This window comes from Streptomyces hoynatensis, from assembly GCF_003626535.1.
Lineage (GTDB): Bacteria > Actinomycetota > Actinomycetes > Streptomycetales > Streptomycetaceae > Streptomyces > Streptomyces hoynatensis.
Window position 1 is genome coordinate 17,783 of record NZ_RBAL01000030.1, and the last position, 20,407, is coordinate 38,189.

19 protein-coding genes are annotated in these 20,407 nt (G+C 74.5%); 11 read left to right on the top strand and 8 right to left on the bottom strand.

Features of this window, described 5'->3' with window-relative positions:
- Positions 1 to 89: 89 nt before the first annotated feature.
- The 9 genes from D7294_RS29440 (at position 90) to D7294_RS29480 (ending at position 9,725) form a co-directional block, all read left to right on the top strand.
- Positions 90 to 1,073, top strand: a complete 984-nt coding sequence (locus D7294_RS29440; RefSeq protein WP_120684868.1) for an LCP family protein — start codon at positions 90 to 92, stop codon at positions 1,071 to 1,073.
- 62 nt (positions 1,074 to 1,135) lie between these two features.
- The gene (locus D7294_RS29445) at positions 1,136 to 1,876 is read left to right on the top strand and encodes an NADPH-dependent F420 reductase (RefSeq protein WP_241562711.1); all 741 of its coding nucleotides are present in this window, start codon (positions 1,136 to 1,138) and stop codon (positions 1,874 to 1,876) included.
- A 26-nt stretch (positions 1,877 to 1,902) separates the two neighbouring features.
- Positions 1,903 to 2,724 (top strand): peptidoglycan recognition protein family protein, encoded by an 822-nt coding sequence (locus tag D7294_RS29450; protein ID WP_120684870.1) that lies wholly within the window; start codon positions 1,903 to 1,905, stop codon positions 2,722 to 2,724.
- A gap of 47 nt (positions 2,725 to 2,771) precedes the next feature.
- A complete protein-coding gene (locus D7294_RS29455) occupies positions 2,772 to 4,076 on the top strand; it encodes a PP2C family protein-serine/threonine phosphatase (RefSeq protein WP_158674718.1) in 1,305 nt (434 codons plus the stop codon).
- Positions 4,077 to 4,288: 212 nt separating this feature from the next.
- Positions 4,289 to 6,139: a molecular chaperone DnaK gene (gene dnaK, locus D7294_RS29460; protein WP_120684872.1), complete on the top strand. Its 1,851-nt coding sequence runs from the start codon at positions 4,289 to 4,291 to the stop codon at positions 6,137 to 6,139.
- On the top strand, positions 6,136 to 6,870 hold the full coding sequence (grpE, locus tag D7294_RS29465; RefSeq protein WP_120684873.1) for a nucleotide exchange factor GrpE: 735 nt from the start codon (positions 6,136 to 6,138) through the stop codon (positions 6,868 to 6,870). The genes dnaK and grpE overlap by 4 nt, the downstream gene beginning before the upstream one ends.
- Before the next feature lie 33 nt (positions 6,871 to 6,903).
- Positions 6,904 to 8,085, top strand: coding sequence for a molecular chaperone DnaJ (gene dnaJ, locus D7294_RS29470; RefSeq protein WP_120684874.1), 1,182 nt, complete (start codon positions 6,904 to 6,906; stop codon positions 8,083 to 8,085).
- A 3-nt stretch (positions 8,086 to 8,088) separates the two neighbouring features.
- Complete coding sequence (locus D7294_RS29475; protein WP_120684875.1) at positions 8,089 to 8,541, top strand: heat shock protein transcriptional repressor HspR; 453 nt, start codon at positions 8,089 to 8,091, stop codon at positions 8,539 to 8,541.
- A 266-nt stretch (positions 8,542 to 8,807) separates the two neighbouring features.
- Positions 8,808 to 9,725, top strand: coding sequence for a MerR family transcriptional regulator (locus D7294_RS29480; protein WP_120684876.1), 918 nt, complete (start codon positions 8,808 to 8,810; stop codon positions 9,723 to 9,725).
- Here the strand turns inward: D7294_RS29480 and D7294_RS29485 are convergent.
- The 3 genes from D7294_RS29485 to D7294_RS29495 form a co-directional block, all read right to left on the bottom strand.
- Positions 9,694 to 10,581, bottom strand: coding sequence for an oxidoreductase (locus D7294_RS29485; RefSeq protein ID WP_120684877.1), 888 nt, complete (start codon positions 10,579 to 10,581; stop codon positions 9,694 to 9,696). The genes D7294_RS29480 and D7294_RS29485 overlap by 32 nt on opposite strands.
- A gap of 183 nt (positions 10,582 to 10,764) precedes the next feature.
- Complete coding sequence (locus tag D7294_RS29490; protein WP_120684878.1) at positions 10,765 to 12,315, bottom strand: PstS family phosphate ABC transporter substrate-binding protein; 1,551 nt, start codon at positions 12,313 to 12,315, stop codon at positions 10,765 to 10,767.
- A 111-nt stretch (positions 12,316 to 12,426) separates the two neighbouring features.
- Positions 12,427 to 13,494, bottom strand: coding sequence for an EamA family transporter (locus tag D7294_RS29495; RefSeq protein ID WP_120684879.1), 1,068 nt, complete (start codon positions 13,492 to 13,494; stop codon positions 12,427 to 12,429).
- 143 nt (positions 13,495 to 13,637) lie between these two features.
- Between D7294_RS29495 and D7294_RS29500 the strand changes: the two genes are divergently transcribed.
- The gene (locus D7294_RS29500; RefSeq protein ID WP_120684880.1) at positions 13,638 to 14,237 is read left to right on the top strand and encodes a MarR family winged helix-turn-helix transcriptional regulator; all 600 of its coding nucleotides are present in this window, start codon (positions 13,638 to 13,640) and stop codon (positions 14,235 to 14,237) included.
- A 117-nt stretch (positions 14,238 to 14,354) separates the two neighbouring features.
- On the opposite strand, the gene D7294_RS29505 is transcribed toward D7294_RS29500, so the two are convergent.
- Positions 14,355 to 14,981, bottom strand: a complete 627-nt coding sequence (locus D7294_RS29505) for a phosphatase PAP2 family protein (RefSeq protein ID WP_120684881.1) — start codon at positions 14,979 to 14,981, stop codon at positions 14,355 to 14,357.
- A 95-nt stretch (positions 14,982 to 15,076) separates the two neighbouring features.
- Positions 15,077 to 17,113, bottom strand: a complete 2,037-nt coding sequence (locus D7294_RS29510; protein WP_120684882.1) for an N-acetylmuramoyl-L-alanine amidase — start codon at positions 17,111 to 17,113, stop codon at positions 15,077 to 15,079.
- 287 nt (positions 17,114 to 17,400) lie between these two features.
- On the opposite strand from D7294_RS29510, the gene D7294_RS29515 reads away from it, so the two are divergent.
- Complete coding sequence (locus D7294_RS29515) at positions 17,401 to 18,195, top strand: trypsin-like serine peptidase (protein ID WP_147450936.1); 795 nt, start codon at positions 17,401 to 17,403, stop codon at positions 18,193 to 18,195.
- A gap of 149 nt (positions 18,196 to 18,344) precedes the next feature.
- Here D7294_RS29515 and D7294_RS29520 read toward each other — a convergent pair whose 3' ends face one another.
- From D7294_RS29520 to D7294_RS29530, 3 genes are all read right to left on the bottom strand, one after another.
- Entirely contained in the window at positions 18,345 to 18,911 is a 567-nt protein-coding gene (locus D7294_RS29520; protein WP_120684884.1) for a Uma2 family endonuclease, read from the bottom strand.
- A 111-nt stretch (positions 18,912 to 19,022) separates the two neighbouring features.
- Positions 19,023 to 19,607 (bottom strand): Uma2 family endonuclease, encoded by a 585-nt coding sequence (locus D7294_RS29525; protein ID WP_120684885.1) that lies wholly within the window; start codon positions 19,605 to 19,607, stop codon positions 19,023 to 19,025.
- A 111-nt stretch (positions 19,608 to 19,718) separates the two neighbouring features.
- Positions 19,719 to 20,303 carry a Uma2 family endonuclease gene (locus tag D7294_RS29530; RefSeq protein WP_120684886.1) on the bottom strand — a complete coding sequence of 195 codons (585 nt, stop codon included), beginning with the start codon at positions 20,301 to 20,303 and terminating at the stop codon, positions 19,719 to 19,721.
- Positions 20,304 to 20,407 lie beyond the last annotated feature (104 nt).

Consider the following 20,407-nt stretch of genomic DNA (forward strand, 5'->3'; position numbering starts at 1 on the left):
GACTCCTCACGCACGCCTCATCGGGGGAAAGCTGTCGACAAATAGTCCGTGATGACTTATGTGTGGCCGTTTGGGGCTTCGATGGGCGCATGGCCTTCCACATGTCCCGCGGTCAGAAAGTCCTGTGGTGGCTGCTGCTCGCCTTCGGGGCGGTGCTGGCCATCCTGGCCGGCACCGCGCTGTGGGCGTACCAGAAGCTGGACGGCAACATCCGCACCGATCACGCCGCGGCAGAGGAACTGCGCGAGCGCGCGGCGCAGCGGCCGGCCCCGGCCGCGGGCCGGGCCAGGAACATCATGCTCATCGGGCAGGACTGGGGCTCGGGCACCGGCAACGCGCGTTCCGACGCCGTCGTCCTGCTGCACCTCTCGGGCGACGGGGAGCGCGCCGACGTGGTGGGGGTGCCGCGGGATCTGATCGTGGACATCCCCCGCTGCCGTACGCCGGACGGCGGCACCAGCGAGGCCGGGCGGGCGCAGTTCAACTGGGCGTTCCAGTGGGGCGGCACGGCGTGCACCATCCGCACCTTCGAGGGGCTGACGGGAATCCGCGTGGACCACCACCTGGTGGTCGGCTTCGAGGGCTTCGCCAAGCTGGTGGACGCGGTGGGCGGGGTGCCGGTGACCCTGGAGCGGGACGAGGACGACCCGAACGTCGGCCACCACCTGAGCGCCGGGGAGCACCTGCTGAACGGGAAGCAGGCCCTCGCCTACGTCAGGGCCCGGGTGTACGTGGGCGACGGCAGCGACCTGAACCGGATGTCCCGGCAGCAGGACTTCCTGCGGCGGCTCTACGACAAGATCGTGGACCGGGGGACGTTCACCCACCCCTCCCGGCTCTACTCCGTGCTCTCGGCCGCCACCTCCGCGCTCACCGCGGACCCCGGCCTCGACTCGCTCGCCGAACTGCGTGACCTGGCCGGTGACCTGCGGGCGGTGCCCGATTCCGGGCTGTCCTTCCACACCCTGCCCACGCTGCCGCACCCCACCGAGGAGAACCGGCTGGCCCTCGACGAGCCCGCCGCGGACGCGTTCCTCGCCGCCCTGCGCGCCGACCGGCCGCTGCCCTCCTGACGCGGTGGCCGCCCCGCCGAGATGCGGGGCACCCGGTGCCGTGGTGGCATGAAGGGGTGATCGTGACGATTGTGGGCGCGGGGCGCATGGCCCGCGGCCTCGCGACCCGGGCACTGGCCGGCGGCCACCGCGTGCGGCTGGTCGACCGCTCGCGCGCGAAGGCCGCGGAACTCGCCGAGGAGCTGCGGCGGCGGGCCCGCAACGGGGCGGGCGAGGTGTGCGGCTCCGACGCGATCGCCGTCGAGGACGCCGACCTGGTGATCCTCGCCGTGCCCTATCCCCGTGGCCGCGACATCGCCGTCGACTACGGCACCGCGCTCACCGGCTCGGTGCTCGTGGACGTGTCGAACCCCAGCGACTCCCTCGGCGCCCCGGGGCCCGCGCGGCCCAGGGAGGAGCCCGGGGCCTGCGCGGCGCGGACCGGCTCCCCCGGCGCCCCGGGCCCCTCCGGCCCGTCCGGCCCCTCCGGCGCGGACGTCCTGCCCGCGGGGACCTCGGCGGCCGAGCAGATCGCCGCCGAGGCGCCGCCGGGCGCGCCGGTGGTCAAGGCGTTCAACACGAACACCGCCGACACCCTCCTCACCGGCCGGGTGGCCGGCCGGCCGCTCGACGTGCTGATCGCCGGGGACGAAGGGGACGCCAAGCGTTCGGTGGCCCACCTGGCCTCCAGCTGCGGGCTGCGGCCCCTCGACGTGGGCCCGCTGTGCCGGGCGAGGGAGCTGGAGGGGCTGCGGTTGCTGCACCGGGCGGCGACGGAGCGGCTCGGGTGCGGGCCGTTCAGCGCCGTCACGATTCTTTCCTGAACAGCCTGGACCGGGAGGGCGTGCGCATGTGGTCTCGCCGGATCGCCCTGTGGGCCGCCGTGCTGCCGGTCGCCGCGCTGGTCACCTGGGACGCCCCCCTGCCGCCGCCCGCGCCGCGGCCCGCCCCGCGGGTGACCGAGCGGGTGCTGAAACCCGTGGAACGGCCCATCCGGGCGCCCGAGGTGGTGGCCAGGAAGGAGTGGGGCGCGGACGAGGACCTGCGCTCCGACCCGGTCACCTACACCGGGCCCGCCCGCGCCGTCTTCATCCACCACACCAACCACCCCGACGACTACGACTGCGCCGACGTGCCGCAGCTGCTGCGCGGCATGCAGGCCGACCACGTGCTGCGGCACGGCTGGGACGACCTCGGCTACAACTTCGTCGTCGACCGCTGCGGCACCATCTACGAGGGCAGGGGCGGCGGCATGAACCGCTACGTCCAGGGCGCGCACACCACGGGCTTCAACGCCGACAGCGTGGGGGTGGCCGCGATCGGCGACTTCGCCGTGCCGGGCAGCGTGCCGGACGCCCTGGTGACGGCGATCGCCAAGATCGCGGCCTGGAAGCTGCGCCCGGGCACCGACCCGCGCGAGACGGTGCGGCTGGTGTCGACCAACGACGCCAGCCGGGTGCCCGAGGGCGACCCGGCCCGGCTGCGGGTCGTCTCCGGCCACCGGGACATCGTGGAGACCTACTGCCCGGGCGAGGCCCTCTACGCGAAGCTGCCGGAGATCCGCGCCGAGGCGGCACGGCTGCGGCAGGAGGCGCACCGCCCGCGCCGCGCGGCCCACGACGGCGCGCGCGGCCCGCGGGAGGCGGCCGCGGGCGGGCACCCGGACAGGTGATGCGGGCGGCGCGGCGGCCCGGGCGTGGCCACGATGGCGTGAGGCGCATGCGACGGCCGCGCCCCGCGGAGCCGGGGCTGCTGCCCGGCTGGCTGCGCGTGCTGCCGCTCGTGCTGCTCGTGGGGGTGGGCGTCGCCCAGTCGCTCGCCCCGCACTGGGTGCAGCTCGGCTTCCTCTTCGCCGCCCTGCCCCCGCTCACCTCGCTGATCTACGGGCCGGTGCGCACCGCGCTGCTGGGCGTGGCCGTGGTGGTGCTGCTGATCCTGCCGGTGACCCGGGCCCCGCACATCAGCGACGCCGACCTGGCCGCGGTGGCGGTGATCGCGCTGTTCAGCGTGCTGATCTCGTGGATCAGGTCCCGGTACGCGCGGGACCTGATCGTGGTGCGGGACGTGGCCGAGGCGGTCCAGCGGGCGGTGATGCCGCCGCTGCCGGAGCGGGTGGGGCACCTGGGGTGCACCGGGCTGTACCGGGCCGCGCAGGTGGGGGCGCTGGTGGGCGGGGACCTGTACGACGTGCGCGCGGGCCCGTACGGCGTGCGCGCCCTGGTCGGCGACGTCCAGGGGCACGGGCTCGCCGCGGTGGGCACGGTGGCGGCGATGCTGGGCGCGTTCCGGGAGGCGGTCCTGGACGAGCCGGAGCTGCGGGGCGTGGCCGGGCGCCTGGACCGGCGGCTCCTGGTGGACCGGAAGGCGGGGCTCGGCCCGGCAGCCGGGGCGGCGGGGCGTGACGGTCGGGCCGGGGAGGGCGGGGAGGCCGGGGGAGCGGGCGAGGCGGGGGAGGCGGACGAGGCGGACGAGGCCGGGGAAACCGGGGAGGAGGCGGCCGGGGAGGCCCAGCGGGCGACGGAGATGTTCGCGACGGCGCTGCTGATGGAGTTCGCCCCCGCGGGGCGGGAGGCCGGGGAGGGCGCGGCCCAGGCGCACGCCGGCGCGCGGCCCGAGCGGGAGGGCGCCGCGGAGCCGCGGGCCGGGACCCTGCGGCTGGTGGTCTGCGGGCATCCGCTGCCCCTGCTGCTGCGCGACGGCGGGGTGCGGGAGCTGGCCGTCGACCCCTCGCCCCCGCTGGGCCTGAACCTGCCGGACGAGCCGGGGCCGCGGGAGACGACGGTGGCGCTGCGGCCGGGGGACGTGCTCCTCGGCTACACGGACGGCGTGACGGAGGCGAGGAACGCCGAGGGCGCGTTCTACCCGCTGGCCGACCGGATCGCCCAGCGGCTGCGCGAGGGCGAGTGGCGGCAGGGGCAGGTGGGGCCCGCGGCGCTCGTGGACTTCGTCTGGCGGGACCTGACCGAGTTCACCGGGCGCATCGAGGACGACGTCGCGCTGCTGTCCCTGAGCGTGCCGCCGTAAGCCGGTGCGGCGGGGGTGAGCGCGGGGGCGCGGCGCCCGGCGGGCGCGGCGCCCGGGAAGGGGCGGGAACGCATACGGGGGCCCGGGCGTTGAGTATGAGCGTAAGAGGCGGATAAGACTTGAGCGAATGACGCTCAGGTCATTTGACTGGGGTCATGGGCTGAGGCACCCTTGAGCCTGTCACGCTCAAGCTATCAGCTGGAGGAAACGAAATGGCACGTGCGGTCGGCATCGACCTGGGCACGACGAACTCTGTCGTCAGTGTGCTTGAAGGCGGTGAGCCCACCGTCATCACCAACGCCGAGGGCGCCAGGACCACGCCGTCCGTCGTGGCCTTCGCGAAGAACGGCGAGGTGCTGGTGGGCGAGGTCGCCAAGCGCCAGGCGGTCACCAACGTGGACCGGACGATCCGGTCGGTCAAGCGCCACATGGGCACCGACTGGAAGATCGCCCTGGACGGCAAGGACTTCAACCCGCAGCAGATCAGCGCCTTCATCCTGCAGAAGCTGAAGCGGGACGCCGAGGCGTACCTGGGCGAGAAGGTCACCGACGCGGTGATCACCGTCCCGGCGTACTTCAACGACCACGAGCGGCAGGCCACCAAGGAGGCCGGCGAGATCGCGGGCCTGAACGTCCTGCGCATCGTCAACGAGCCGACGGCCGCCGCCCTCGCCTACGGCCTGGAGAAGGACGACCAGACCATCCTCGTCTTCGACCTCGGCGGCGGCACCTTCGACGTCTCGCTGCTGGAGATCGGCGACGGCGTGGTCGAGGTCAAGGCCACCAACGGCGACAACCACCTCGGTGGCGACGACTGGGACCAGCGCATCGTGGACCACCTGGTCCGGCAGTTCGCCAACGCGCACGGCGTGGACCTCTCCAAGGACAAGATGGCCCTCCAGCGGCTGCGCGAGTCGGCGGAGAAGGCGAAGATCGAGCTGTCCTCCTCCTCGGAGACGACGATCAACCTGCCCTACATCACGGCCTCGGCCGAGGGCCCGCTGCACATGGACGAGAAGCTCACCAGGGCGCAGTTCCAGCAGCTGACGGCCGACCTCCTCGAGCGCTGCAAGACCCCCTTCCACAACGTCATCAAGGACGCCGGCATCCAGCTGTCCGAGATCGACCACGTGGTGCTCGTGGGCGGCTCCACCCGCATGCCCGCCGTCGCCGACCTGGTGCGCGAGCTGACCGGGGGCAAGGAGGCCAACAAGGGCGTCAACCCGGACGAGGTCGTCGCCATCGGCGCCAGCCTCCAGGCCGGCGTGCTCAAGGGCGAGGTCAAGGACGTCCTGCTGCTCGACGTGACCCCGCTGTCCCTCGGCATCGAGACCAAGGGCGGCATCATGACCAAGCTCATCGAGCGCAACACCACGATCCCGACCAAGCGCTCGGAGATCTTCACGACCGCCGAGGACAACCAGCCCTCGGTGCAGATCCAGGTCTACCAGGGCGAGCGCGAGATCGCGGCGTACAACAAGAAGCTCGGGATGTTCGAGCTGACCGGCCTGCCGCCGGCGCCGCGCGGCGTCCCGCAGATCGAGGTCACCTTCGACATCGACGCCAACGGCATCATGCACGTCTCCGCCAAGGACCTCGGCACCGGCAAGGAGCAGCGGATGACCGTCACCGGCGGCTCCGCGCTGCCGAAGGACGACATCGAGCGGATGATGCGCGACGCCGAGCAGTACGCCGAGGAGGACCGTCAGCGCCGCGAGGCCGCCGAGACCCGCAACCAGGCCGAGCAGCTGGTCTACACGACGGAGAACTTCCTCAAGGAGAACGCGGAGAAGGTGCCGGCCGAGGTCAAGACCGAGGTCGAGGCCGCGGTCGCGGACCTCAAGGAGAAGCTGAAGGGCGAGGACACCGCGGAGATCCGCGAGGCCTCCGAGCGCGTCGCCGCCACCAGCCAGAAGCTGGGCCAGGCGATGTACGCCGACGCCCAGGCCGCCCAGGCGGCCGGCGGTGCGGGCGGCGCCCAGGCCGGCGGGCAGCCCGCCGACGAGGACGTCGTGGACGCCGAGATCGTGGACGACGACAAGCCGAAGGGCGGTGCGGCGTGACCCAGGACCCCCAGGGCTTCGACCAGGAGCCGGAGGTCCCCGACGCCGAGGCGGCGAATCCCGAGCAGGCGGCCGAGGGTCAGGCCCCGGAGCCGGGCGGCTCCGAGGCCGCCCCGGCCGGGGACGGCTCCACGGAAGCGCGGCAGCACGAGCAGCAGGCCCACGCCCAGGACCTGCAGCAGGTGGCGCTGACGGCCCAGCTCGACCAGGCCCGCTCGGCGCTCGCCGAGCGCACCCAGGACCTCCAGCGCCTGCAGGCGGAGTTCCAGAACTACCGCCGGCGGGTGGAGCGGGACCGGGTCGCCGTCAAGGAGGTGGCCGTGGCCAACCTCCTGACGGAGCTGCTCCCGGTGCTCGACGACATCGGCAGGGCCAGGGACCACGGCGAGCTGGTCGGCGGCTTCAAGCAGGTCGCGGAGTCGCTGGAGACGGTGGCGGCGAAGATGGGGCTGATGCAGTTCGGCAAGGAGGGCGAGCCCTTCGACCCGACGGTGCACGAGGCGCTGATGCACAGCTACTCGCCGGACGTCACGGAGACGACGTGCGTGCAGATTCTTCAGCCCGGGTATCGGATCGGCGAGCGGACCATCCGCCCGGCGCGGGTCGGCGTGGCCGAGCCGCAGCCGGGAAAGCCCGCCGAACAGGAGGAGAGTGCGCCCGAAAGGGGAGGCCGGGACCGGGAACCCGACAGGGAAAATGGGGACAACGGCGGTGGCCCGGACGAGGGCTGACGCCGGCGCGGCGGGGAAGGAGGAGCGCCGGGGATGAGTACCAAGGACTTCATCGAGAAGGACTACTACAAGGTCCTCGGCGTGCCCAGGGACGCCACCGAGGCGGAGATCAAGAAGGCGTACCGCAAGCTCGCCCGGGAGAACCACCCGGACGCGAACAAGGGCGACGCGAAGGCCGAGGAGCGGTTCAAGAGCGTCTCCGAGGCGTACGACGTGCTCGGGGACGCCAAGCGCCGCAAGGAGTACGACGAGGCGCGCGCGCTGTTCGGGAACGGGGGCTTCCGCCCCGGACCGGGCGGGGCCGGCCAGTTCAACTTCGACTTCGGTGACCTCTTCGGCGGGGCCCAGCCGCCGAACGGCGGCGCCGGTGGCGCCGGCGGCTTCGGCGGCGGGATAGGGGACGTCTTCGGCGGCCTCTTCAACCGCGGCGGGACCACGGGCAGGGCGGCGCCGCGGCGCGGCCAGGACATCGAGTCCGAGGTGACGCTCAGCTTCACCGAGGCCGTGTCCGGGGCGACCGTCCCGCTGCGGATGTCCTCCAGCGCGGCCTGCAAGACCTGTTCCGGCACCGGCGACAAGAACGGCACCCCGCGGGTGTGCCCGACCTGCGTGGGCACCGGGCAGATCAGCCGCGGCGGCGGTGGCGGCTTCTCGCTCACCGACCCGTGCGTGGACTGCAAGGGCCGCGGCCTGATCGCGCAGGACCCCTGCCCCGTGTGCCGGGGCAGCGGCCGGGCGACCAGCTCGCGGACCATGCAGGTGCGCATCCCGCCCGGCGTCGACGACGGGCAGCGCATCCGGCTGCGCGGCAAGGGCGCCCCGGGCGAGCGCGGCGGTCCGGGCGGCGACCTGTACGTCACCGTGCATGTGGACGCCCACCCCGTTTTCGGGAGGCGAGGTGACAATCTCACCATCTCGGTGCCGGTCTCCTTCCCGGAGGCGGCGCTGGGTGGTGAGATCAAGGTGCCGACGCTGGGTGGCCCCCCGGTGACGCTGAAGCTGCCGCCGGGCACGCCCGGCGGGCGCGTCATGCGGGCCCGCGGGAAGGGCGCCGTGCGCAAGGACGGCACGCGGGGCGACCTGCTGGTCACCATCGAGGTGGCCGTCCCACGGGACCTGGGCGACGCGGCACGCAAGGCACTTGAGGAATACCGCATGGCGGCGGAGGGCGAGGATCCTCGGGCAGGGCTGTTCGAGGCGGCGAAGGGAGAGTAAGCGGTGGACGGCCGGCACGGACAGAGCAGCAACCCCTACGAACTGACCGATGAAACGCCGGTGTACGTCATCTCCGTCGCGGCTCAGCTCTCCGGGCTGCACCCGCAGACGCTGCGGCAGTACGACCGGCTCGGCCTGGTCTCCCCGGACCGGACGCCGGGCCGGGGCCGCAGGTACTCGGCGCGGGACATCCAGCTGCTGCGCGAGGTGCAGCGGCTCTCCCAGGACGAGGGCATCAACCTCGCCGGCATCAAGCGGATCATCGAGCTGGAGACCCAGGTGGCCGCCCTGCAGGCGAAGCTGGGCGAATTGCAGCAGGCCCTGGAGGGCGCGGCGGTGGCCATGCGCCAGCGCGAGGCGCAGGTGCACGCCTCCTACCGGCGCGACCTGGTGCCCTACCAGGACGTCCGCCAGTCCTCGGCGATCGTGGTCTGGCGCCCGGACCGGGGCCGTTAGGCCGCGTCGTCCGGATCTCCGTGTGCCCCCGGGCCCGGGACTCCCGGCCCCGGGGCCGTTCCGTGTCCCGGGACCCCGGCCGTTCCCGTCGGCTCTTCCCCACTCCCGGCCTTTCCCGTTCCGTGGGCCGTTCGTTTCCCGTGGGCCGTTCGTTTCCCTCGGGCGTCCGTTCCCCGAGGCGTCCGGGGCGTCCGGGGCGTTGCCCCGGCGGATGCACGCGCCGGGGGCTTGCATCTCCAGCCGCTGGAGGGACCAGTGTCGGGCACATGAGCGACGACGGCCCCGAGCCGCTCAGCATCGGCGAGCTCTCCCGTCGCACCGGCCTCCCGGTGCGCACCATCCGCTACTGGTCGGACCTCGGCCTCCTGCCGCCCGCCGGGCGCGCCCCCGGCGGCCACCGCAGGTTCGCCGTGGAGTCCGTCGCCAGGCTGGAACTGGTCAGGACCCTCAGGGAACTCGGCATCGGCCTCGCGGATGTGCGGCGGCTGCTGGCCAGGGAGACCTCCCTGGAGGCCGTCGCCGCCGTCCACCTGGCCGCCCTCGACGCCCGCATCAGGTCCCTGCGGCTGAGCCGCGCGGTCCTGAGCGCGGTCGTCAGGCGGCGTTTCGGCACCGAGGAGATGACCATGGTGAACCGGCTGGCACGGCAGTCCGCCCAGGAGCGGCGGCGCATCATCGAGGAGTTCCACCGCGAGGTCTTCGGCGGGCTCGACGCCGACCCGCACCTGTCGGAGCGGCTGCGGCACGTGCCCGCGGACCTGCCGGACGACCCGGCGCCCGCGCAGGTCGAGGCGTGGGTGGAACTGGCCGAACTGGTCCAGGACCCGGACTTCAGGCGGCGGATGCGGGACATGTTCGAACAGCACGCCGGCGGGCGGGCCGACGGGGGGCAGGCGGCCGGGCCCGGCGCCCACCGCTGGTTCGCGGCGAAGCTGACCAGGCTGGCCGGCGAGGCGAGGGAGCGCGGGGTGGCCCCCGGCTCCCCGGAGGCCGGCGAACTCCTCGACCGGCTGCTCGGCGACGCCGACCGGGCCGCCGTGCTGCGCCGGCTGCGCGCCGGCAGCTTCGCGGACGCCGACCGTTACCGGCGTCTCGTGGCGACGATCAGGGGCAAGGAGCCGGAGGCCCCGCACGCGGCGGACTTCGACTGGCTCATCGCCGCGTTGACAGCCCGGCTTCCGTGAGTTCGGCGGACAGCCGCCACAGCTCCCTGGCCAGGCGCGGGTCGCTGGCCGCGGCGCTCCGGCCGACCAGGGCCGGGGCGCCGTACCGCTCCCCGAGGCCGCCCGGCCCCACGTAGCCCCCGCCGGGCAGGTCCTGCACGGCGGCGAACAGGAGGGGCCAGGCCCCGGCCTCGTCGCTGCTGAGCACGAGCCGCCCGGCCGTCGCGGCCACCAGGGACATCACCGGGCCCAGGCGCCGGTTCAGGTTCGTCGCGACGGCCCCCGGGTGGGCGGCGAGGGCGCGGACGCGGGAGCCCTCGGCGTTGAGGCGGCGCTGAAGTTCCAGCGTGAACAGCAGGTTGGCCAGCTTGGACTGGGCGTACGCGGCCTGCGGGCGGTAGACGCGGCGGTCGAAGGACAGGTCGGTCAGGTCCAGGGAGCCGCGCCGGTGGGCGTTCGAGGCGACGGTGACCACCCGGTCGGTCACCCGGGGCAGCAGCAGGCAGGTGAGCGCGAAGTGCCCGAGGTGGTTGGTGCCGATGTGCAGTTCGAATCCGTCCGCGGTCCGCTGCCGGGGCGCGTGGGCCACGCCCGCGTTGTTGATCAGCACGTCGAACGGCCGCTCGCCCCAGTCGGTGGCGAAGCGGCGCACGGAGGCGAGGTCGGCCAGGTCCAGCCGCCTGACCTCCACCTCCGCCGTGGTCCTGTGCTCGATGTCCGCGGCGGCCGCCCGGCCGCGCGCCGGGTCGCGCACGGCCAGGACGACGCGGGCGCCGACGGCGGCCAGCGCGCGGGCGGTGACGAGTCCGAGGCCGCTGTTGGCGCCCGTGATGACGAAGGTGCGCCCGGCCTGGGACGCCAGCTCGGGAGTGCTCACGCCGCCTCAGCGTAGGCACTGCGCGGGCCGCGGCCCGGTTTTGCCACGACGCGCCCGGGTGGGGAGCGCGAACTCCGCGCGGCCGGCCCCCCGGGGAACACGGGGGCGGTGGGGCGGTGAGGTGGCGGGCGGGCGGCGGTGGGGTGGCGGGTGCAGGCGGCGGTGGGCCGCGGCCTGCTGCCGTCAGGCGGGGCGGCAGAGCAGCGGGTTGTCCATCTCGGCGCAGGGGCGCTGACTGGGGGAACGGATGATGTCCTTGCCCACCCCGTCCGTCAGGTAGCGCAGGAAACCGGCGGCGAGCGAGTCGGTGGGCGGGTCGCCGTAGCTGTAGGCGTACTCGGTCTCCCAGAACGGGTAGGCCCCCTGGACCGCCGCTTCGAGGGTCGCCGCGTTCCCGCCGATGCGCAGGAGCCGCAGGCCGTCGTGGGCGGTGGCGGCGCCGAGCTCGGCGTAGCCGATGGCGCCCGGGGTGCTCGCCACCTCGTCGAGGACGTCGGGCGTCTCGTTCTCCTCGCAGCGGACGACGTCTCCCGCCGCCCCCGCGCCCAGGGTCTCGCAGTCGTCCGAGGTGGCGGTGATGGGCTCCCGGAAGCCGAGGACGTGCCTCTCGAAGGTGCGCCTGGTGCCCGAGTCGATGCCGCGGCTGACCAGGCGCACGGGCTGGTCCGGCCCGCCGGCCTCCGCCCAGTTCCCGAGGGTCCCCTCGTACAGGGCCCTGATCTGGTCGAGGGTCAGGTCGAGGACGCCGATGTCCTCGTTGACGACGAGGGTGAACAGCGAGAAGGCGACGGGGCGGGGCAGCAGCCGCGTGAAGCCGTCCTCCTTGGGGCCGTCGGAGAAGGCGAGCATGGCGGGCCCGTCGGGTCCCGCCTGCTCGCCCGCGCGGTTCAGCTCCTCCAGGCCCTCGCCGCTGGCCCGGGTCTCGACGTCGATGTGGGCGTCGGTGCACGTCTCCTCGTAGCCGGCGGCGGCCGCCTCGAGGACCGGCCGGAACGCGGTGGACCCGGTGAGGGTGAGGCTGCCGCTCGCGCAGTCGCCGGGCGCGGCCCGGGCCTCCTCCCGGCCGTTCAGGGAGAAGAGCAGCTGGGCGACGAGCAGCACGACCAGGAAGCAGATCAGCGCGGCGGCCGGCCGGGAAATCCCGGTGTGGCTCTCGGTCTTCCTGATGGTTCCGCTGCCCACGCCACCCTTGACCCCGCCGACGACGTGCGGGTCGGCGAACGGTCGGCCGGGCGGCGTGGTCACGGCCGGGTCGCGCTCCAGCGCGGCGAGCACCTTGTAGTGGGCCGAGCGGTTGAGCGGGACCTTCGGCAGGAGGATGGCGTTGTCCCGCACCCGCATGCCGTGCTCGCCCTCGAAGCACGGGCGCAGGAACTCGTGGCTGAGCTCGGTGACCACCGCGCCGGCCACCCGGCGGCCGGGGAAGTCGACGCGGATGCCTATGTCGTCGGCGCCGAGGGCCGCGTAGTCCTGCTCGTCGATCAGGGTGGCGCCCACGTTCTCGATGCGGAGCAGCACGAACGAGGGGTCGACCAGGCGCCCGCCCCCGGTGCGCCGCAGCTGCTGGAGGGCTCCCGCGTAGGCGGAATGCACCTCGTCCGAGGCCGTGGTGTCCATCTGGACCCGGTAGCCGAGGCGTTTGCGGCCGACGAAGACGAACTCCCACAGGGCCGCGGCGATCGGTATCGCCACGCCGAGTACGGCGAGGACCACATCCCAGCGCAGAAAGTCCACGGCCCTCCACCCCCTCGGCGAACCGCCCCTCCGGAAACCGCCGCTCCGGAGTCAAACGTATGTCCACGCACGGCGGTTGACGGCGGGCGGCGGAGAGACTTCCCCGAGAGTTCATCGGGGGTTGGCGGGGGCGGCGGGGCGCGCCGGGGCGGCGCCCGGCAGGGGCGTGGCGGGCACCGCGGGGCGGGCGCCCGGCGTGGGGAGACGGGCGGCGCGCTGCCCGGCGAGCACGCTGACGAGCACCAGGGCCAGCCCGGCGAGCTGCCAGGGGCTGAGCGTCTGGCCGAGCACCAGCAGTCCGGCCAGGGTGGCGACGATCGGGTTCACCAGGCCGAGGAACGACACCGACGAGGCGGGCAGCCGCTCTATGCCGCGGAACCACAGGCCGTAGGCCAGGGCGGTGCCGACCAGGCCGAGGTAGGCGTAGCCCGCGGCGTTCCCCGCGTCCAGGGCGGGGGGCGCGCCCTCGGTGGCGAGCGCCAGGGGCGCGAGCACGAGCCCGCCCGCGGTGAGCTGCCAGCCGGTGAGGGCGAGCAGCGAGACCCCGGCCGGGCGGCCCCACCGCTTGGCCAGCACGACGGCGAGCGCCATCAGCGCGGTGGCGAGCAGCATCGCCGCCACGCCCGCCGGGTCGACCGCCACGTCGGAGCGCAGGACCAGCAGCGCCACGCCCAGGAGGCCGAGCAGCCCGGCGAGCAGCGTGCCGGGTGCGGGCCGCACCCGCAGCACGCCGGCCCCGAAGGCGGCCACCAGCAGCGGGGACACGGCGCCGACGGTGGAGGCGACGCCGCCCGGGAGGCGGTAGGCGCCGAAGAAGAGCAGCGGGAAGAAGGCCCCGAAGTTGAGCAGGCCGAGCAGGGCCGCCTTCCCCCACCAGGCGCCGCGCGGCAGCCGCCGGGTGACGGCGAGCAGCAGCAGGCCGGCGGGCAGCGCGCGCAGCGCCGCGGCCAGCATCGGGCGGCCGGGCGGAAGCAGCTCGGTGGTGACCACGTAGGTGGTGCCCCAGGAGGCGGGGCCGAGGGCGGCGAGCGCCGCCACCACGGGGCGCCGGGCGGCGAGGGCGGACAGCGCGGACAGGGGGGACAGGGCGGACAGGGGGGACCGGAGGGAGGGGGCGGAAGGAAGGGAAGGGACGGAAGGGATGGAAGGGGCGGAAGGGACGGGCAGGGAGCGGGGCATCGGGGTTCCTCTCGCTCGTTTCGGCATTGAGCTTCTCAGCTCTCGCTTTCTCGTCTCTCGTTTTCTTAGCGTTGAGAGAATACTGCCGCTAAGATGGGGGGAACGTCAAGTATCTGAACGTTGAGAGAGCAGAGGGTGAGGCGATGGGCGGTCCCGGCAGCGAGCCGAACGTCCCGGAGAACGGCCAGGGCGGCGGGGCGGAGGACGGCCAGGGGAGCGCGGGCGATGCCATGGACGAGCTGCGCGGGCAGTGGGCGCGCGAGCGGCCCGACCTGGACGGGCTCGGCGCGATGGCCCTGGTCGGCCGGATCAACCGCGCCTCCCACCTGCTCGCCAAGGGCATGCGCCCGGTCTTCGCCCAGTTCGGCCTGGAATCACAGGAGTTCGACGTGCTCGCCACGCTCCGGCGGGCCGGCGCCCCGCACGAGCTGACGCCGGGCGGGCTGCTCAGGTCCGCGATGGTGACCTCGGGCGCCATCACCAACCGGCTGGACAAGCTGGAGCGCAAGGGCCTGGTCGAGCGGCGCCCGGACCCGGACGACCGCCGGGTGATCAGGGTCCGGCTGACCCCGCGGGGCCTGGAGCTGATCGACCGGGTCGTCGGCCTGCACATCGCCAACGAGGAGCGGATGCTGGAGGCCCTCGGCGAGGAGGACCGGCGGGCCCTGGACCGGGCGCTGCGCCGCCTGCTCGTCTCCCTCGGCGACACCCACCTGGGCTCGGAGGGCGGCAAGGGGCGCTGAGGGGCGCGCGGGGCGCGGGGCGCGCGGCGGCGGTTGCGCCGGGCGTACGTCAGCGGGGGCCGGGCCGTCCGGCAAGCGAGCGCCGGGGCGGGCCTCAGCGGCGGGCGGGGCGGTACGTCAGCGGCGGCCGAGGCGGTGCAGGAGGCGGCCGAGTGGGGGGAGGAAGAGGCTGGTCAGGGCGGCGGCGAAGAGCCAGCCGGCGAGGACGTCGGTGGGCCAGTGCACCCCCAGGTAGACCCGGCTGGCGCCGACCGCGAGGACCCACAGGGCGGGAAGGCCGAGGGCCAGCGGCCGCGGGGCGTGGCGGAGCAACAGGGCCGCCACGCCGATGGCGACCAGGGCGGAGGTGGCGGCGTGGCCCGAGGGCAGGGCCGGGTAGTGGACGTGGATGGCCCAGTCGGCGGCCGGGGGGCGGGGCCGGTCCACGGCCTTGACGAGGAGCAGGCGCAGGAACTGCGCCGCGAGCAGCGCGGCCACCGCGGCCAGCGCGCCCGGCAGATACGTGCCGCGGGCCGCCGCCGCGCCGGCGAGCGCGGCCAGGGCGAGGGCCGGCCATCCGCTGCCGCTGGCGGTGATGATCTCGAAGGTCCTGGTCAGCGCCCCCGTCCTGTGGTCGAGAGACCAGTCGTGGAGCGCGGTGTCCACGGGGAAGGGGGCGCCGTCGCGCGCCGCCACGGCCAGGATCAGGGCCGCCAGCAGCAGCGTGCTCAGGGTCGCGGTCGCGAGCGCTCGGCGCGAGGGCATGGACCCGGATCGTACGGGGTCGCTCCGGCGCCCGTCCCAGGGTGCGGCGCGCCGGCGCTCTCCGTTCTCCGCGGGTGCGCCGGCGCGCCGGGTGGTCAGTGCGCCGACCAGTGCACGCGCACCTCGTCCGCCTTGACGTAGGCGATGCGGTGGCCGAGCTGGATCTGGTAGTACGGCTCGCCGCTCACCACCCGGTGGCCCGCCGGGTCGAAGGTGACGGCGTAGTAGTACTCGCTGTCCGTGCGCAGGCCGAGGACGTACTCCTGGTCGGCCGGGATCTCGTAGCCGAGCGGCACCACCGACTGGACGGGCACGTCCTCGGGGTACGCCGCCGCCTCCGGGTACGCGCGGCCGTAGACGGGGATGGTGTCCTGGCCCTCGCGCCCGGTGACGACGAGGCCCTGGGCGTTCAGGGCGGTGGGGGCGTCGGCCGGGTTGTGGAACCACGCCTCCTGCCCGAGGTACCAGATCGCGGTCCAGTCGCCCTGCCGGTCGGCCACCGCGAACTGCTGGCCCGCCGAGGCGCGCGCCCCGCCGTCGTTGACCCCGGGGGTGGCGGGGCCGCCGGGGTGGGTGATCGGGTCGGCGACCAGCGGCGCGTCCTCGCTGGGCGCGGTGTGCAGCCGGACGGCGGAAGAGCCGTGCGGGGCACAGGGGTTGCCGCTGCCCGCCGCGTCGCAGTCGGTGAACTCCGGGGTGTTCGTGTCGTAGTCGGGGGCGATGGTGACCAGGCCCCCGTGCCGGCCCGCGGTGGCGTGGAAGGGCGCGCCGAGCAGCTCGAAGTAGTGCGACCAGTCCCAGTAGGGGCCGGGGTCGGTGTGCATGCCGGGGACCGTGCTGTCGGTGGGGCCGACTACGTTGTCGTGGCCCAGGATGTGCTGCCGGTCCAGCGGGATGTCGTACTTCCGGGCCAGGTAGCCGACCAGCCGGGCCGAGGCGCGGTACATCGCCTCCGTGTACCAGGCGTCGGGGTCGGTGAGGAAGCCCTCGTGCTCCACGCCGATCGACTTGGCGTTGACGTACCAGTTGCCCGCGTGCCAGCCGACGTCCTTGGTGGCCACGTGCTGGGCGATCTCGCCGTCGGTGGAGCGCAGGCTGTAGTGCCAGGCGAGGTACGTCGGGTCCTGCACGAGGTCGAGGGTCGTCTGCCAGTCCGCCTCGGTGTCGTGGATGACGATGTAGTCCACGTCCTGGGCGCCGGGGCGGTCGGCCAGGTCGTAGTTGCCGTAGTCCCCGTCGCCCAGCTCCTGGTAGGGGGCGGGCACCCAGGCGCAGGAGACGTTGCGGGGGCACTCGACGTGCGGGTCGCGCTCCTCGTGCGGGAGGCCGAGCGCCCGGGCCGTCGCGGTCCTCGGGGTGACGGAGCGGGCCGTCAGCTCCACCCGCTGGCCCTCGTCGGTGACGCGGGAGGCGCCCTCGTTGATGAGGTCGTAGACGTCGTCGGCGAACAGTTCGGCGGCCTCCTGGGTCCGCGCGCCCGCGTACGCGGCGACCGCGCCGTACCAGTCGGCCGGGTCCTCGCTCGCCGGTGCACCGAGCGCGCGCTGGGCCGCGGCGAGCAGGGCCGCGCCGCCGGCCACGTTCGCCGCGGCGCTGGTGCGCAGGCGGGAGGCGGGCAGCCCGGTGAGTTCCGCCGCACGCTCCAGGGTCTGGGCCCCGGCGGCGGCCGGAACGGCGGCGGCGTCCTCGGCCGCGGCGGCGGTCGCCGCGGCCGGGCTCTGGGCGCCGCCCGCGGTCCGGTCCTCCAGCCTGAGGGGGCGGGCGTCGTCGCCGCGCGGGTCCTCCGCGCCGTCGGTGTGGTGGCCGCCCGAGGCGGCGAGCGCCGCGGCCGCGTCCGTCAGGTGCATCGGGCCGTAACCGCCCGAGACGCTGGGCGCGCCCCGGTGGCCGTCCCAGCGTGACTCCAGGTAGGAGACGCCGAGCAGCACGCTCTGTGGCACGCCGTACTCCCGCGCCGCGGCGTCGAACGCGGCCTGGAGCGCGGTGGCGCCGGTGGCGGGCGCGGTGTCGGCGGCGGCCGGCGGGCCTGCCGCCAGCAGGGGCAGGGCGAGGGCCGCCGCTGCGGCGGCGGTGACCGCGCGCGCCGCGGTCCTTCGCCGGTCTCGGGGTCCGTGTGGTGCGGGTCCTGGCAAGGCGGCCTCCGGTGGCTGGGTTCGCCGTAGGACAGGTGAGCATGAGCATGATCGCCACCCGCTGTGGCGTCAATGCACCGTGAATACCCGGAAGTTACCCGTGTGGCGCGCGTTGATGGCCTTTCGGGCGCGGCGAGTCCTCCGCCTGCGGCGCGGCACTGGTCGAGACCGTTGCCCTGCGGGGATTTTTGCCCGATCTTTACCCCGGCTCATTCTCCTGCCCGGCGGCGCACCCGATCGGATGACCCGAAGTGGACAGGCCGGGCGGGGACTTCGAGGGTGTCCCCATGCGTTCCGTGCCCCGTCTGACGCTTCCGCTCCTGGTCACCGTCGTCTCCCTGCTCGGCCTGACCGCGCCGCCCGCCGCGGCCGAGGCCGAACCCTGGTCGCAGGGCACGGTCCGCACGGTCGGGAAACTGATCTGGGAGACGCAGGACGGGCGGCTCGGCCTGTGTTCCGGCGCGGTGGTGGACGCCCCGAACGGCAGCGTCGTCGCCACCGCGGCCCACTGCGTGCGCTCCCGGGAGAGTGCGCAGCCGCCGGGGGAGCTGTGGTTCGTCCCCGCCTACGACCACGGCCGGGACACCTACCGCACCGACGGCTGGCGGGTGCGTTCCCTGCACACGCCCGCGGGCTGGGACGTCACGCGGGAGACCGTGGCGATCCTGCACCACGACTACGCGTTCCTCACCCTGGAACGGCGGGACGGCCGCACCGTCGAGGAGGTCTACGGGGCCAACCGGGCGGCCTTCGAGCCGGTTCGGGAGGACCGGGAGGTGGCGGTGCTCGGCTACCCCGCGGCCGCCCCCTACGACGGGGAGACGCTGCGGTACTGCCGCGGCACGACCGACGTGCTGCGGGAGGGCGAGGCGCAGGACCCGAACCTCGGCGGGCTCCTGCTCCCCGGCTGCGACCTGACGGCGGGGGCGAGCGGCGGCCCCTGGCTCCAGGACTACGACCCGGCCAGTCAGTCCGGCACGCTGGTCGCCGTCGTCTCGGTCGGCAGCGGCCGGGGCGACATCGTCGGCCGCCCCTTCCCCGCCGAGGCCCGCGACCTGCTGGCGGCCGCGGGCGCCGCCTGAACGCCCGCCCCGGGGCCGGGCCCGCCCGCGGCGACCGGCGCCGGCGGCCCGGCGGCGGCGGCGGCCCGGCGCCGGCGGCCCGGCGGTGGCCGGATGGCGGCGCCCGGGCCCCAGGGCGGGCCGCCGTGACGGGCCAGGCGGGCCCGGGGCTACAGGAACTCGGCGGTGTCCAGGTCGAAGGCGAAGGGCTCGGGGAGGGGGACGGGCTCGCCGAAGGCGACGGTGAAACGCCCCTTGTAGTCCTCGCCGGCCGGCACGCTGTGGAGCGTGAGCGTGGACCGGCCGCGGTCGGCGAGCAGGTACAGCGGAATGCCGGAGAGGGAGTAGAGGCGCCTCTTGACCGTCTCGTCGCGGTCGGGGCGCCCGCTGGTCACCTCCACCACCATGGCGACCCCGTCGGGCTCCATCCAGGAGGGGGCGCCCCGGAACAGGCGCGACGCGTGGGGGACGAAGGTGATGTCGGGGATGACGTGGTCGCCCTCGGCGAGCAGCAACCCCTTGTTGCCCGAAAACGCCATGCGCGTCGCCGAGTTCGCCACCACCTGGGCGATGACCCGGTACACGAGGTCCTCGTGGTCTCCGTCCGGCGGCGGGCTCACGTGGATCTCCCCCTCGATCAGCTCGGCCCGGTACCCGTCCGGGAGCTCCAGGCCCAGGAAGGTGTCGAGGAGGTGCGTCCCCCGGTGCAGGGGGTCGTGGGCGGCCATGACCGTCATGGTGCCTCCTCTCCGCTCCGGCGGCCAGTGTCGCCCGGAGGCGGCGAGGGGCGGGCGGAAAGGGCGGTCCGCTTCACCCGAAAGGGCGGCGCGGGAGCCGCGGGCCCCGGGCTACAGGAACTCGGCGGTGTCCAGGTCGAAGGCGAAGGGCTCGGGGAGGGGGACGGGTTTGCCGGTGGGGGTGGTGGTGTGGGCCCGGTAGTCGGCGTTCGACGGCTCGCTGAACAGGGTGACCGCCGACTCCTCCCGATCGATCAGGAGGTAGAGGGGGATGGCGCCGCGGGCGTAGCAGCGGCGCTTGGCGACCCGGTCGCGCTCCGCACGGCTGCTGGTCACCTCGACGACCATGGCCACCCCGTCCGGGGGCATCCACGACCCGGCGTGAGCGAAGAGGCGGGCCTGCAGCGGGGCGAAGACGAGGTCGGCAATGACGCGATTGCGCGGGCAGCCCTCCCCCGCCGGGAGCAGGAGCCCCGAGTTGCCGGACTGCTGCATGGCGACCCGCGAGTGGGCGTACACCTGGCGGACGACGAGGTCGATGGTGTCCTGGTGGCCGCCGTCCGGCGGTGGGGTCACGACGATCTCCCCCTCGATCAGCTCGGCCCTGAAGCCTTCCGGGGTGCTCAGGGCGAGGAATCCCTCTTCGAGGAGGTCGGCCTGCGAGGGCAGCCGTCCGTGGGTGGCCATGACCGTCATGGTGCCTCCTCTCCGCTCCGGCGGCCAGTGTCGCCCGGGGGCGGCGAGGAGCGGGCGGGAAAGGCGATCCGCTTCACCCGAAAGGGCGGCGCGGGAGCCGCGGGCCCGGGGCTACAGGAACTCGGCGGTGTCCAGGTCGAAGGCGAAGGGCTCGGGGAGGGGGAGCGGCTTACCGAACTCCGCGCTGTGGCTGTGTGCGTAATCCTTGCCGGCGGGCTCGCTGAGCAGGGTGGCCCTGCGGTGTTCCCGGTCGATCAGGAGGTAGAGGGGGATGGCGCCGCGGGCGTAGCAGCGGCGCTTGGCGACCCGGTCGCGCTCCGCGCGGCTGCTGGTGACCTCGACGACCATGGCGACCCCTGCCGGGTCCATCCAGGGAGGGGCCGCGCGGAAGAGGTCGAGGGGGCGGGGGGCGAAGGTGGCATCAGGGATGACGCGGCTTCCCGGCCACGTCTCACCCCCTGGCAGCAGCAGGCCCTTGTGCCCGGACACGTCCATGTCGGTGCCTGCCTGCCGTACGACCTGGCGAATGACGGCGCTCAGGCAGCTCTCGTGGCCGCCGTCCGGCGGTGGGCTCACGACGATCTCCCCCTCGATCAGCTCGGCCCTGAAGCCTTCCGGGGTGCTCAGGGCGAGGAATCCCTCTTCGAGGAGGTCGGCCTGCGAGGGCAGCCGTCCGTGGGTGGCCATGACCGTCATGGTGCCTCCTCTCCGCTCCGGCGGCCAGTGTCGCCCGGGGGCGGCGAGGGGCGGGCGGGAAAGGCGATCATCTTCACTCGTACGAGCTGGTTGAGTGGAATAGA